This window comes from Streptomyces lacaronensis (genome assembly GCF_047337785.1).
In the GTDB taxonomy this organism is placed as follows: Bacteria; Actinomycetota; Actinomycetes; order Streptomycetales; family Streptomycetaceae; genus Streptomyces; species Streptomyces lycopersici.
In genome coordinates, this window is record NZ_JBLHDK010000003.1 from 2,306,614 (window position 1) to 2,320,384 (window position 13,771).

Genomic DNA, 13,771 nt, shown 5'->3' on the forward strand with positions numbered 1-13,771 from the left:
CGGCAATCCTCACCTCAGCATTCGCACCAGGCCGCTCAGCGTTCATGCCCTTCGCTCCCGGCCGCCGCCTCGGTGAGCCGGTCCACCACGGCCTGGTAGTGGGTCAGACCGTGGTCGACCTTTTGCTGGGCGCTCTCGCGTCCCGTCCTGCCGTAGGTGCCCGGCCGGTCACGCACCCCGCGGCTCACCATGATGTCGACGAGTTCGACGAGGTAGTCGGCGGAGAGCTCACGCTCGTAGTAGCCGGTGGCGGCGAGCAGAGAGTCCAGCGGATGGTCGTACGGCGCGCCGGTCTCCAGCAGGAAGCGGACGTGATTGCGCAGGATGCGCAGCTCGTCCTCGTAGCCGTACGGCACTCTGCGGACGAGCCAGTCCACGGACACGTTGGCGAGTTCGCGGCTGACGGCTCCCCGTTCCCGCAGCAGGCGCACCTGTCGCTCCGGGTACGGAGCCGCCCGGATGACCAGGTCGAGCAGGGTCTGACCGGCGGTGTTGACGGCGTTGATGTCGGCGCCGGCACCGAAGAGTTCCGCGAGGTCCGCGTCGTCGAAATACGTCCCCTCGGGGTTGTACTGCACGACCACATAGCCCCCGCCGGTCAACTCCTCCCGCAGCTCACCCGACTCGGCCTCCGCGAGACACCGCAACGGCTCGTCAAGATCCATGGCCGGAGTCTCGCAGGTGGGTCCGGCAGCCACCGGGCCACCGGACCCACCGCGAACGACCGCGAACGACCGGTGTCTCAGGCGAACACCGACAGCAGCAGGGCCATCGCCAGGCCGAGCACACTGACCAAGGTCTGCACGGCGGTCTGGGTCTTGGTGGCCTGGGTGAGGTCCATTCCGAACGACTCCTTCACCAGCCAGAACCCCGCGTGGTTGACGTAGTTGAGGCCGAGCGAACCGGCGCCGATCGCGACCACGAGCAGGGATGCCTCAAGGCCTCCCCCGTCGCCGATCAGCGGGGCCACGATGCCGGTGGCGGAGACGATGCCGACGGTGGCGGAGCCCGTGGTCAGCGACAGCAGCAGGGCGATGAGCCAGCCCAGCAGGATCACATTGATGTGGGCGCCCTCGGCGGCCGACGCGATGGCATCGCCGATGCCCGAGTCCTGAAGGACCTGCTTGAACGCCCCTCCCCCGCCGATGATGAGCAGGATGGCGGCGATGGACTTCAGGCTGTCGGTCAGGGAGGCACGGGTCTCCTCACCCGAACGGCCGGAGTGGCTGGCGCGGGTGGAGCCGACCATCGTCACCCCGAGGGCGAAGACGAAACCGGCGAGCATCGCCACCAGCGGTTCTCCGGCGAACACGAGCGCCGCGCCCAGCCCGCTCGACTCGTCCAGCGCCGTCTCGGCCAGGGTGCGCAGCAGCATCAGGACGACGGGCACCAGCACGGCCGCCACGGCCAGCCCGGTGGGCACACTTGTCCGGCGGGGCACATCGGTGGCCGCCTGTGCTCCGGGTCCCGAGGTGGCCGCAGCGGGCTGCCGCTCAGCCCCCGTGAACTGCGCCACCAGCTCGGCATCCGGAGCGACATCGGGAAGCCGGGGCGCGATCCAGCGGGCGTAGACGGGCCCGGCCAGGATGACGGTGGGCACGGCGCAGACGATGCCGACGCCGAGGGTGAGGCCGAGGTCGGCGTGCAGACCGGTCATCGCGGTCAGCGGGCCGGGGTGGGGCGGCAGCATGCCGTGCAGGGTGGAGAGCGAGGCGATGGCGGGCACACCGAGGAGTACGTACGGACTGCCCTTGGTGCCGCCGTGCTCCTCCATCCTCCGGGCGACGCTGAAGATCAACGGCAGCAGCACGATCAGGCCCACCTCGAAGAACATGGGCACACCGATGACGAACGCGGCCGCGCCCACCAGCCAGGGCAGCCTGCGGGGCTCGGCGCGGGCGACGAGGGCGCGGGCGATGGCGTCGGTGGCGCCCGAGTCGGACAGCAGACGGCCGAGCATGGCGCCCAGGGCGAGGGTGACGCCCACGTCGCCGAGGGTGCCGCCGGCGCCCTCCTCGATGGATCCGGCGAGTTTCGCGGCGGGCTCCCCGGCCGCTATCCCCGTGCCCACGCTGACCAGGATCAGCGCGACGAACGGATGGACCCGCAGCCGGGAGTTGATGAGATAGATCAGTGCTGCGATCGCCACCGTGAGGATGAGCAGCAGCCACCAGGTGTGTGCGGTCATGCGGTGCCTTTCCGGGACATATGGGTGCGTACCAGGGCATGCGGGGGTTCGTGTGCCACCCGGGCATGGGTGGGTCAAGGGATGAGGGCGGTGTGGTTCAAGGGCGGCAAGGGCGTGCCACGGCCGCCACGGCGGAGTGTTCGGTCAGTCCAGTCCCAGGTGTCCGACGAGCTCCGCCACGCTCTTGTCCTGCCGGGCCAGATACGTGGCGAACGTGCCCCCCGTGGCGAAGGCGTCGGTCCAGCCGTGGCGGGTGAGCTCGGCCTTCCACTGCCGGGAGGTGTGCAGCGCGGTCAGCACCTCGATCCAGCGTTCGCGGTCCGCGGAGCTGATACCGGGCGGGGCGACGATCCCCCGCCAGTTGTCGAAGACCAGGTCGATCCCGGCCGCCTTCAGCGTCGGCACCCCGGGGAGCGCGGCCACGGGCCGGTCGCTGGTGACCGCGAGCACCCTGAGCTGCCCGGCCGCGATCTGGTCGAGGAACTCCCCGATGCCGCTGGTGGCGAAGTCGACCCGGCCGTCCAACAGGGCGGGGAGCAGATCGCCGCCACCGCCGTCGTAGGCGTCGTAGCGCACCGCCTTCGGCTGGATGCCGACGGTGCGGGCCAGCGCCATGGGCAGCAGATGATCCGGGCCGCCCAGCGACGAGCCACCGCCGACCGTGACGTCCCCCGGGTGTTTCCGCCACTCGGCGACCAGGTCCGCGATGCCGCGGTACGGCGAGTCCTTGCGGACCACCACCGCCTCGGGCTCCTCGATGAGGCGGGCGATCGGGGTGGTCCGTGCCACGGTCACCTTGGCGTGGGCGACATGGGACGCGCCCAGCACGCCGAGACCCATCTGGAGGGCGAGCCGTCCGTTGCCACGTTCGTCCACGGTGCGCTGGAGACCAACCGTGCCACCGGCCCCGGGCAGGTTGAACACCTCCATGTCCGAGGTGGTCCCGGTCTCCTCCAGCACCCGGGCCACGGTCCTGGCCGTGGTGTCGTAGCCGCCTCCGGGGGTGTTCGGCACCAGGATCCGCAGCCCGTCGTCCCGGGCGTCGCCGGTGCCCGGCCAGGTGCCGCAGGCGCCGACGAGCAGGGACAGCACGGCGGCCAGAGCGCCGGACAGGACGCGGGTGCGGGTGCCGGACAGGACGCGGGTGCGGGTGCCGGTGCCGGTGCGGCGTCTCATGGCACCTCCCTTTCGCTTCCCATACGGCGGACGCCATGATTGTGCGGCCTGGTGGACAATGCGCCCAGGTTGTGTCAGCAGGAGAGATTGAGTTCATTGTGGTCGCCGCGTTCCGTCGCCAAACACTCGCAGGCGAGATGCTGCTGCTCCAGCTCGCCATCGTCGTGGTGGTGCTGATGGCGGTGGCGGCGGTCTCGCTCGCGCAGTCGGAGGCCACCTTCAACCGGGTGGAGGGCCGCCGGGTCGGTGCGCTCGCCGAGCAGCTGGCCGCCCAGCCGCTGGTGCGCAGCAGGCTGGTGGGGCCCTCACCGGCGGAGGCGCTGGCCCCGCTGGTGTACTCGGCGCGGGTGCAGTCGCGAGTGACGTCCGTCACGGTGGCCGACCGCCACGGGCGCGTCGTCAGCTCGACGAATCCCACCGTGCTCGGCGACCGGCTACCCCTGGGCGAGGGGGTGGGCGCGGGCCGTGGCTGGTCGGGCACGCTGGACTGGGACGGCAGCCGGGAGCTGGTGGCACAGGTGTCGGTGGTCGGCGCGACGGGGGACGATCTGGGGCGGCATCTGGGCACCGTCATGATCGGCGAGGCGTCTCCCACGGTGTGGCAGCGGCTGAGCGGCGCGTCCTCGTACCTCCCCGTCTATCTCGGCGTGGCCAGCGCGCTCGGCGTCGTCGGCTCCTGGCTGCTCGCCCGGCGGGTCAAACGGCAGACGCTGGGCCTGGAGCCACGCGAGATCACCGGGCTGGCCGAGCACCGCGAGGCGATGCTGTACGGCATCGCCGAGGGCGTCGTCGCCCTCGATCCGCAACACCGGATGACCCTCGTCAACGACATGGGCAGGCGGCTGCTGGACCTGCCCGAGGACTGTGTGGGCCGGAATCTGGCCGAGCTCGGCATCGAGGGACGGCTGCTGGACGTCCTGGCCGGGGCGCGGAAGGAATCGGCGGACCCGAAGGACGAGGTCGTGGTCCGGCACGGCCGGGTCCTGGTCATGAACCGCATGACCGTGGTCAAGGACGGACGGCCGCTCGGGTCCGTCACCACCCTGCGCGACCGCACCGAGCTGGCGAGGCTGGAGCGCGAGATCGGCTCCTTCCGCTCCACCTCCGAGCTGCTGCGCGCGCAGACCCATGAGTTCGCCAACCAGCTGCACACCATCTCCGGGCTGATCCAGATCGGCGAGCAGGAGGAGGTGGTGCGCTACATCCGGGCGCTGAACCAGCGCCGCCAGTCGCTCGACATGTCCATCGGCCGCCGGGTCCGGGACACCGCCATCGCGGCACTGCTGATGGCGAAGGCGTCCCAGGCCGCCGAGCGGAAGGTGGCCCTGCGCCTGTCGGACCGCACCGCGCTGGACCGGCTGACGCCCGAGGACGCCGCCGATGTGGCGACCGTGGTCGGCAACCTGGTCGACAACGCCATCGACGCGGCCACGTCCGAGCACGGCGGCGAGAACAAGGATGGCGGCGGGGAGGGCGACGAGCCGTGGGTGGAGGTCGAGCTGCGGCGGGACCACACCAGTGTGGAGATCGTGGTGCGCGACTCCGGCCCCGGCGTCGCTCCCGGACTCGCCCAGGAGGTCTTCGCCCACGGCTTCACCACCAAGGCCGCCAGGGAGGGCGAGCGCGGCATCGGACTCGCGCTCACCCGGCTCGTCTGCGAGCGCCGCGGCGGCGAGATCGCGGTGACCAACACCAGCCAGGGCGCGATGTTCAGCGCCCGCATGTCCGTCGGCCACCCCGCCGACGCGGTGGCGGAAGGAGCGACCCGATGACCGAGTCGGCCGGCACGATCGATGTGCTCGTCGTGGACGACGACTTCATGGTGGCGCGCGTGCACCGCACCTTCGTGGAGCGGGTGGCGCCGTTCCGCGTCGTCGGCACCGCCCACACCGGCGAGCAGGCGATCGAGGCGGTCGACGCGCTCCGGCCCGACCTGGTCCTGCTCGACCTCTATCTGCCGGACCTCTTCGGCCTGGACGTCATCCCGCGGCTGCGCACCGCCGGGCACGACTGCGACGTCATGGTGATCACCGCGGCACGGGAGGCGGACGCGGTGCGCGGGGCCGTCCGCCAGGGAGTGGTGGACTACCTCCTCAAGCCCTTCGACTACGAGGATCTCCAGCCCCGCCTGGAACGCTATGCGACCCAGCGCGGCCGGCTGCTCACCACGGTCGTCCGTGGCCAGGCGGATGTGGACCGCGTCCTGGCCGGGGCGTTCGCACCCCCGGCGGGCGGCGCCCTCCCGAAGGGCCTGAGCGTGGAGACCGCCCAGCTCGTGGAGCGCGCCCTCCGCGAGGCGGACGGCACCGTCTCCGCCGCCGAGGCGGCCACCGCCATCGGCATCTCCCGGGTCAGCGCCCGCCGCTACCTGGAGTACTTCCACGCCACCGGCCACGCCGATGTCTCGCTGCGCTACGGCACGGCCGGGCGGCCGGAGCGCCGCTACAGCCGACGGGCGTAGGGGCCCTGACGAGTCCGCGGGTCCGGCCCGCTCCGGGCCGGGAGGGCGACGACCACTGGCTGAGACGGCTGAACGAGCCCTGCTCGCGGCGTCCTTCGGCTGGGCAGGCCCGGATACGGCGCCGGGCCCACCGGTCAACGACGTCAGGCAACGACGTCAGGGCTTGCGGGCCACCGCCCCGTACATCGCGATGTCCTCGTCCTTGATGTCCTCCGTGGCGGTGGCGTCCGGGCGCCACTTGTGGACCTGGGTGAGGCCGGGCTCGACCAGCTCCAGGCCGTCGAAGAACCGCTCGGCCTCGGCCTCGGTGCGCAGCCGCATGGGCATGTCGCGGGCCGCGTACTCACGGGCGACCCGGGCCACCTCGTCCGGCGCGAAGTCGGCGGTGCCGATGGACATCGCCAGATAGCTGCCGGAGGGCAGCGGCTCCAGGAGGCGGTTGACGATTCCGTAGGCGTCGTCCTTGTCCAGGACGAAGTGCACGATGGCGATCACCGTCAGGGCGACCGGCCGGGTCAGGTCGAGGGTCTCGCGGAGCTCGGCGGCCTCCAGGATGGTGGCGGGGTCGCACATGTCCGCTTCGACATAGGCGGTCCTGCCCTCGGGAGTGCTGGCGAGCAGGCCCTGGGAGAGCGTGAGGACGATGGGGTCGTTGTCCACGTAGACGACCCGGGAGGCCGGGGCCACCGCCTGGGCGATCTCATGGAGGTTGGGCGAGGTGGGGATGCCGGTGCCGATGTCGAGGAACTGCCGGATGCCCGCCTCCTCGGCCAGATAGCGCACGGCCCGGTTCATGAAGTCGCGGTTGGCCCGCATGTGGATCGGCAGGGCGGGCCACTCGCGGGACATGGCGATGCCCGCTTCCTTGTCGGCCGGGTAGTAGTCCTTACCGCCGAGGATGTAGTCGTAGATACGTGCCGAATGCGCGCTCTCGGTGTCGATGCGGTCGGCCGACCATCCGTTGTCGCTCAAGGCGTCCCCTCCCAGTGGATCGTCAGTTCGCTGTTGGTGTGACCCCCGGCCGCGCGGGCCGGGACGGGCCCGCGCGACCGGGAAGGATGCGGTTCCGTGGCGGCTAGCAGAGGAAGTCGGCGTTGCCGTCCTTCACACCCGCCAGAAACCGGGTCATCTCGTTCGTGGTGAAAACCAGTGCGGGGCCGTCGGGGTCGGTCGACTGACGCAGCGCCACCCGCCCGTCGTGCAGCTTCTTGGCTTCGACGCAGGCGCCCCCGGCGTCGTCGCTCCACGGCTTGGACCAGCCCAGGGTGCCGAGGTCGTGGGAGGGCATGCCGCTGCGTATGTGGTGGTGCACTTCAGAGCTCCTTGCGAATTGCGCCGAGGACGGCCTCGGTTTTCCTGGCGGGCACCGACTGGGCGCCCAACCGGTCCAGGACCTCGCGATACACCACCACGTCGTCCTCCTTGTCCAGATAGACCGCGCCGACCAGGCCGCTGAGGTAGACGATGTCGGGCAGCTCCGGAGCCCTGAACCGGAAGACATGGAACGCACCGGCCCGCATGGCCGGATGCGGGCCGCTCCCGAACGGCATGATCTGCACGGTCACCTGGGGAAGGGCGCTGACCTCGATCAGATGGTCGATCTGGGCGCGCATCACGGCCGGGCCCCCGACCGGCCACCTCAGCACCGTCTCGTCCATCACGACCCACAGTCGGGGAGGGGATTCCCGGGACAGCAGTTCCTGGCGCTGCATGCGCAGGGCGACCCTGCGCTCGGTGGCCTCGGACGGAGCGTGCGGATTTCCGGCGCTGAGCAGCGCACGCGCGTAGTCCTCGGTCTGCAGCAGCCCGTGGACGAACTGCGCCTCGTAGGCGCGGATCTGAAGCGCCGCCTGCTCCAGATTCAGATACGCGGCGAACCAGTCCGGCATCACATCGCGGTAGGTGTGCCACCAGCCGCGCTTGTTGGCCTCGCGGACCGACTTCAGGAAGGTGTCGAGCTCATGCCGGTCGGTGACGCCGTACGTCTGGAGCAGCTTCTCCACGTCCGCGAGCCTGAGCCGGGCCACCTTGGCGGCTTCCATCCTGCGGATCGTGGAGTGGCTGACCCCGATCGCCACGCCCGCCTGGTCGTAGGTCAGGCCGGCGCGCGTCCGCAGCTCCTCCAGCTGCTTGCCGAGGATCATGCGGAGGACAGAGGGGGCATCGCCCCATGCGGTTTCCGCCGCCAACGCTCTACCTCCCCACACCGGGCCACGGCTGCAGTCTGTCACGGTCGCCGGCCGCGCGAACGGCATCCCCCCGATGGCAACTTGCAATTTTCAACTTACCGCTTGCAAGTCGTTCGTTGCACCTGCCACAGTGGTCCCACCGTCCGATCACGGTGGGAACGCTTGCGTGGGTACGTCCGTAGGCACTGCGCAGTGCGGGAACGGCACGGTCATGATGCGCAGGCAGACGAAAGGCGGCCGCTCGTGGCTCCCCTCGCCCTTCCCCTGACTCCCCTTCGGACGTCCCGGGAGCAGGACACCCACCCGGGATGTGCTTTACGGCTTCCGGCCACCGCCTCCTCGGTGAGCACGGTCCGCGCGGCCGTGCGCGAGCGGCTGAGTGCCTGGGGCGTGAGCGCCCACGTGTGCGACGACGCGCTCCTCGTGGTCTCCGAGCTGGTCACCAACGTGATCACGCATACGGTCAGCGATCACCTGGAGTGCAGGCTGAGCGTCGGCGCGGGACTGCTGCGCCTCGAGGTCGAGGATCAGATCCGGGCCCGCACTCTCCCCGCGCCACGCACCCCCGACCCCGATGAGCACTGCGGACGAGGGCTTCTGCTGGTCGGCGCGGTGAGCAGCGCCTGGGGCGTCAGGGACGCCCCGCACGGGCCGGGGCGGATCGTATGGGCCGAGCTGCCGTCGCGCACGGAAGAGTGTCACTGACTCATGGACCGACAGTTTGTTGCCCCCGAGGCACCTGAGGCACATGAGTTGCCTGAGGCCCCATCACTCGGCGTGGCGCGCCTCTGGCGAGGCCACCGCGGACGCCTGCGGCTCCCCGACGGACTTCCCGCCAGACTGGGATACGACGCGGTCGGGATGCCCACGGACATCGGCAGACGGGTCATGAAGTGTCTGCCCCGCATCGGCTGTGTCTTCGCCGACGATCAGCGGTGGTGGTGGATCGTGCCGTCGGGGTCGAACATCGACGTCGCCTGGCCGCCGTTCACCAGCTACGCGGTCGGGGCCCGGATGACCGACCTGAGCGGCGAGTACTCCGGGCGTTCCCGACACCCCCGTCTGATCCATCACCCCCAGGACGACTCGCCGTACACGCCGCCGATTCCGCTGTACTTCATGACCTGTCATATCGCGGGGATCCGGCCCCACTGGTCACCGGGGGACACCTCCGGGCCGTCCCAAGCGCTCTAGGACCCCTCCCGCACGCTGCCGCTCCGCACGGGACCCTGTCTGGCCGACAACGTTGTCCCAAGGTATGGACAAACACTGGAGTGAGTGCTCTGGTAATGCGTGCAGCAAGTGTTCCCTGTGGAAGAGTTCCGCCGTCCTCCGGGCGGCGGCGCCAACCGGACCATGGAGCAGCAGCGTGCTGAGACACTTGTTCCTTCGCTTCCCCTCCCTCCTCCGTCCAAGACGGACCTGGCGGCGGCGCGTGACCGCCGTCGTGGTCCCCGCGCTGGCCGCCACCGGTCTGCTCGTCTCCGGCGCCGGCCCCTCCCACGCCGCCCAGGCCTGGGATCCCCAACCCTCCCCGATGACGACCCCGTGGACGAACCAGGTCCCGGTCGACAATCCCCTGCCGGAGTATCCGCGCCCCCAGCTCACCCGGCCCGACTGGTCCCCCCTCAACGGGATTTGGGACTTCGCGGTCACCTCCCGCGACGCCGGACAGCCGACCACGTTCGGTGAACAGATCCGGGTGCCGTTCGTGCCCGAGTCCGCGCTCTCCGGCGTCCAGCGCAAGATCACCCAGAATGACAAGCTCTGGTACAAGCGCACCTTCACGGTCCCCTCCGGCTGGAACGGCCGCCGCGTCCAGCTCAACTTCGGCGCGTCCGACTGGGAGACCACGGTCTGGGTCAACGGCAAGCAGGCGGGCGCCGCCCACCGTGGCGGCTACGACGCCTTCTCGTACGACATCACGCCCCTGCTGAACGGTGGCACCAACACCATCGTCGTCTCCGTGTACGACCCCACCGAGACCGGCGGTCAGGCCATCGGCAAGCAGCGCGTCCAGGACGTCACCCCGCACCCCGGCAGGAGCATCGTCTACACGGCATCGTCGGGGATCTGGCAGACCGTGTGGCTGGAACCCACCGCCCCCGCGCACATCACCCGCCTGGACATGGTCCCGCGCCTGGAGGACGACACCCTGCGGGTCACGGTGCGCGGCGCCGGAGGAGCCGACGGCACGGGCGTCAAGGTCACCGTCTCAAGCGGCGGTACCACGGTCGGCAGCGCCACCGGCACCGTGGGCGGTGAGCTCTCCGTGCCGGTGCCGAACGCCCATCTGTGGACGCCGGAGGACCCGTTCCTGTACGACGTCACGGCCGAGCTGACCGGCACCACCGGGGCCGACAAGGTCGGCGGCTACACCGGCATGCGGTCGATCGCGGTGAAGGACGTGGGCGGGGTCCGGCGGCCGGTGCTCAACGGCAAGTTCGTCTTCCAGACAGGCACCCTGGACCAGGGCTACTGGCCGGACGGCATCTACACCGCGCCCACCGACGAGGCCCTCAAGTACGACCTGCAGAAACACAAGGACCTGGGCTTCAACATGGTCCGCAAGCACATCAAGGTCGAGCCGCAGCGGTGGTTCTACTGGGCGGACCGGCTCGGGCTGCTGGTGTGGCAGGACATGCCCTCGATGGACAGCGGCAAGACCCCGGACACCGCGGCCCGCGCCCAGTGGGAGAGCGAGTACCGCGCCATCATCGACCAGCACCGCAGCTCGCCCGCGCTCATCCAGTGGGTGGACCAGAACGAGGGCTGGGGCCAGTACGACCAGGCCCGCATCGCCGACATGGTCAAGGCGTACGACCCCTCGCGCCTGGTCGACAACATGAGCGGCGTCAACTGCTGCGCCGCCAAGGACGGCGGCAACGGCGACGTCATCGACAACCACAACTACGTCGGGCCCGGCAACACCCCGGCGGAGCCGGTGCGCGCCTCGGTGCTCGGGGAGTACGGCGGCCTGGGCTACCGGGTGCCCGGCCATGAGTGGTATCCGGGCGGCGGGTTCAGCTACGAGGACCAGCCCAGCGTCCCCGCGCTCAACAACCGGCTGGTCGGTCTGCTCGACGGAATCCGGGAGAGCGGTATGCCCGCGGGCGGTCTGTCGGCCTCCGTCTACACCCAGATCACGGACGTGGAGAACGAGGCCAACGGGCTGATGTCCTACGACCGCCAGGTGGTCAAGGTCGACCAGGCCCGGGTACGGACCGCCAACCAGGCTCTCATCGCGGCCTCCCGGTCGGCCGGCGCCACGGTGAAGCTGCCCGTCGGGCAGAACGTGTCGATCCGGGTCACCACCCCCGGCTACACCGACCGCTACATCCGCCACTACGACGGACTGGGCTTCACCGAGGTGGTGCACTCCGCCAGCGCCGACCTGCTGAAACGGGACGCCACCTGGACGGTCCGGCAGGGTCTTGCGAACAAGCTCTGCTACTCCTTCGAGTCCCGCAACTACCCCGGTGAGTATCTGCGCCACCGCGACTTCCGCGTCCGGCGCGAGGCGGGCGACGGCTCCACCGGGTACAAGGAGGACGCCACCTGGTGCCCGACCCAGGGCAGCGGTGGCATCCGGATGTCGGCCGCCAACTTCCCCGGGCAGTATCTGCGGCACATCAACGCCGAGCTGTGGCTGGCCCAGTCCGGTGGCACCCACGCCTGGGACAACCCGGCCAGTTTCACCGAGGACACCACCTGGGCGATCGAGTCGCCCTGGGCTCCCTAGCAACGACCGCCGCGGGCCCTGATCGACGGACCCGCGCCCTCCGGCGGCCGCCCCGCGCGGGCGGCCGCCCGTCTCTCCTCCCCCACGCTCATGCGCACGGCCCCCACGGAAAGGCGGGTACGCCATGTCAGCGCGGCTCCACCGTGTCCTCCACGGACTCCTGACCCTGGCCATCGCCCTGGCCGGTCTGGTCGCCCTCCCCACGCCGTCCCGTGCCGCCACCCCGGTCTGCGCGCTGGCGTGCGACACCCTCGACCCCTCGAAGGCGCAGCGCGAGACCTTCCCCGTACCGAATGTGAACCTGGGCGGCCGGACCCTGAAGTTGCACGTCTCCGACCCCGACTCCATGGCCTGGGCCAGCATCGACAACGGTGTGAGCGGTGACGCGGTCTGGCTCGACCGGTCCTGGGACCGGGGCGCCACCTGGGAGGGCCTGCTCGGCAAGGCGAGCATCCCCGGCACCTGGACCGGCACCCGCACCCTGATGTACAACCTCACCGACCCGGTGGGGCACCGGCGCGGCTGGCTCCGCGCCTGCGGTGACGCCGCCGGTGTCACCTGCACCGACTGGGTCCACCCGAAGGTGTGCGACGGCGCGTTCTGCGACGGCGCCGACCCGGCCACCGCGGCGGGCGACGACCGCCCGGTGCCCGCCACCACTCTGTTCGGGCGCACCATCAGCCTGCATGTCGACCAGAAGAACTCGATGGCGTGGGGCGTCATCGAAAGCGGTGGCGCGGGCGACGAGATCTGGCTCGACCGCTCCTGGGACACCGGCGCCACCTGGCCCGAGGGCTCCTCCCTCGGCCGTACGAGCGTGGCGTCGGGCAAGACCTCGACACGGACGGCCATGTTCGCCACCCGGGACCCGCGTGGGCTGCTGTTCGGCGGGGCGGTCCGGGCGTGCGGCCGCGAGGCGGACCACCAGGAGGGCAGTTGCACGGCCTGGGTGAGGCCCGCGCCGAGCCGGGCGCGCGCCGCGGCGGACGCGCTGATGGCGTCGTACCACACGTACGAGGGCTGGTGGCGCAGCAGTTGGTGGAACTCGGCCGTCGCGGTCACCTCCCTCGTCGACTTCGCCCAGCGCACCGGGCGGCACGACTACGACTGGGTCATCGCCCGCACCTTCGAGCAGAACCGCGGCACCTTCGCCCCGGGCGAGCGCAGCTCCGACGCGGTGGAGGGCCACTTCATCAGCCGCGCCATCGACGACGCGGCCTGGTGGGGCGTGGCCTGGCTGACCGCGTACGACCACACCCATGAGCGGCGCTACCTGGACGAGGCGGTCACCATCGCCACCTACGTCCACCAGTACTGGGACACCGGCAGCTGCGGCGGCGGTGTGTGGTGGGACCGGGAGCGCACCTACAAGAACGCCGTGACCAACGGGCTGTACCTGTGGCTGACCACATCACTGCACCAGCGGATCTCCGGCGACTCCGTATGGGGCGACCGGGCGGCCACGGCCGCGACCTGGTACCTCAACAGCGGGCTGATCAACAGCGCGGGCCTGGTCAACGACGGGCTGACCGCCGACTGCCACAACAACTCCCAGACCGTGTGGAGTTACAACCAGGGCCTCGCCCTCGGTGCCTTCACCCAACTGTGGCGGTCCACCGGCGACGACCGGTACCTGGACACCGCCCGGCGCCTGGCCGATGCCGCGACCACCTCGGCGGCGCTCACCCGCGACGGCGTGCTGACCGAGTCCTGCGACACCGGCGGCAACGCCTGCGACGACAACCAGAAGCAGTTCAAGGGCGTCTTCATGCGCCACTTCGCCGACCTCGCGGACGCCACCGGATCCGCCGGCTACCGGGCGTACGTCAAGAAGCAGGCCGACTCGATCTGGGCCACCGACCGCGACTCCCTCAACCGGCTCGGCCAGCGCTGGGCGGGCAGCACCCCCAACCAGGTGGACTGGCGCACCCAGGCCAGTGCCCTTGGCGCGCTGACGGCCGCGGACGGTCTCTGACACCTTCCCCACGGACCAACCCCCTCACGAGCCGTACCCG

At 70.8% G+C, this 13,771-nt stretch carries 12 protein-coding genes; 6 read left to right on the plus strand and 6 right to left on the minus strand.

The window, feature by feature from the left end; genetic code table 11:
- Positions 1 to 35: 35 nt before the first annotated feature.
- From ACMTAK_RS10180 to ACMTAK_RS10190, 3 genes are all read right to left on the minus strand, one after another.
- On the minus strand, positions 36 to 665 hold the full coding sequence (locus tag ACMTAK_RS10180; RefSeq protein ID WP_413805909.1) for a hypothetical protein: 630 nt from the start codon (positions 663 to 665) through the stop codon (positions 36 to 38).
- A 77-nt stretch (positions 666 to 742) separates the two neighbouring features.
- Entirely contained in the window at positions 743 to 2,188 is a 1,446-nt protein-coding gene (locus ACMTAK_RS10185) for a GntP family permease (RefSeq protein ID WP_413805910.1), read from the minus strand.
- Positions 2,189 to 2,332: 144 nt separating this feature from the next.
- Positions 2,333 to 3,364 carry a Bug family tripartite tricarboxylate transporter substrate binding protein gene (locus ACMTAK_RS10190; RefSeq protein WP_413805911.1) on the minus strand — a complete coding sequence of 344 codons (1,032 nt, stop codon included), beginning with the start codon at positions 3,362 to 3,364 and terminating at the stop codon, positions 2,333 to 2,335.
- A gap of 98 nt (positions 3,365 to 3,462) precedes the next feature.
- On the opposite strand from ACMTAK_RS10190, the gene ACMTAK_RS10195 reads away from it, so the two are divergent.
- Positions 3,463 to 5,136, plus strand: a complete 1,674-nt coding sequence (locus ACMTAK_RS10195; RefSeq protein ID WP_413805912.1) for a sensor histidine kinase — start codon at positions 3,463 to 3,465, stop codon at positions 5,134 to 5,136.
- Positions 5,133 to 5,825, plus strand: coding sequence for a response regulator (locus ACMTAK_RS10200; protein WP_138916359.1), 693 nt, complete (start codon positions 5,133 to 5,135; stop codon positions 5,823 to 5,825). Before ACMTAK_RS10195 ends, ACMTAK_RS10200 begins: the two co-directional genes overlap by 4 nt.
- A 156-nt stretch (positions 5,826 to 5,981) precedes the next feature.
- Here the strand turns inward: ACMTAK_RS10200 and ACMTAK_RS10205 are convergent, their stop codons facing one another.
- The 3 genes from ACMTAK_RS10205 to ACMTAK_RS10215 form a co-directional block, all read right to left on the minus strand.
- Complete coding sequence (locus ACMTAK_RS10205; protein ID WP_262702527.1) at positions 5,982 to 6,797, minus strand: SAM-dependent methyltransferase; 816 nt, start codon at positions 6,795 to 6,797, stop codon at positions 5,982 to 5,984.
- Between the two features lie 103 nt (positions 6,798 to 6,900).
- The gene (locus ACMTAK_RS10210) at positions 6,901 to 7,113 is read right to left on the minus strand and encodes a DUF397 domain-containing protein (protein WP_413812844.1); all 213 of its coding nucleotides are present in this window, start codon (positions 7,111 to 7,113) and stop codon (positions 6,901 to 6,903) included.
- A gap of 25 nt (positions 7,114 to 7,138) precedes the next feature.
- On the minus strand, positions 7,139 to 8,014 hold the full coding sequence (locus ACMTAK_RS10215; RefSeq protein ID WP_413805913.1) for a helix-turn-helix domain-containing protein: 876 nt from the start codon (positions 8,012 to 8,014) through the stop codon (positions 7,139 to 7,141).
- A gap of 243 nt (positions 8,015 to 8,257) precedes the next feature.
- Here ACMTAK_RS10215 and ACMTAK_RS10220 point away from each other — a divergent pair, with 243 nt between their 5' ends.
- The 4 genes from ACMTAK_RS10220 (at position 8,258) to ACMTAK_RS10235 (ending at position 13,731) form a co-directional block, all read left to right on the plus strand.
- The gene (locus tag ACMTAK_RS10220) at positions 8,258 to 8,719 is read left to right on the plus strand and encodes an ATP-binding protein (RefSeq protein ID WP_413805914.1); all 462 of its coding nucleotides are present in this window, start codon (positions 8,258 to 8,260) and stop codon (positions 8,717 to 8,719) included.
- Between the two features lie 156 nt (positions 8,720 to 8,875).
- Positions 8,876 to 9,208, plus strand: a complete 333-nt coding sequence (locus ACMTAK_RS10225) for a hypothetical protein (RefSeq protein ID WP_413805915.1) — start codon at positions 8,876 to 8,878, stop codon at positions 9,206 to 9,208.
- A gap of 253 nt (positions 9,209 to 9,461) precedes the next feature.
- On the plus strand, positions 9,462 to 11,756 hold the full coding sequence (locus ACMTAK_RS10230) for an AbfB domain-containing protein (RefSeq protein WP_413812845.1): 2,295 nt from the start codon (positions 9,462 to 9,464) through the stop codon (positions 11,754 to 11,756).
- A gap of 124 nt (positions 11,757 to 11,880) precedes the next feature.
- Positions 11,881 to 13,731 carry a glycoside hydrolase family 76 protein gene (locus ACMTAK_RS10235; RefSeq protein ID WP_413805916.1) on the plus strand — a complete coding sequence of 617 codons (1,851 nt, stop codon included), beginning with the start codon at positions 11,881 to 11,883 and terminating at the stop codon, positions 13,729 to 13,731.
- Positions 13,732 to 13,771: the final 40 nt, after the last annotated feature.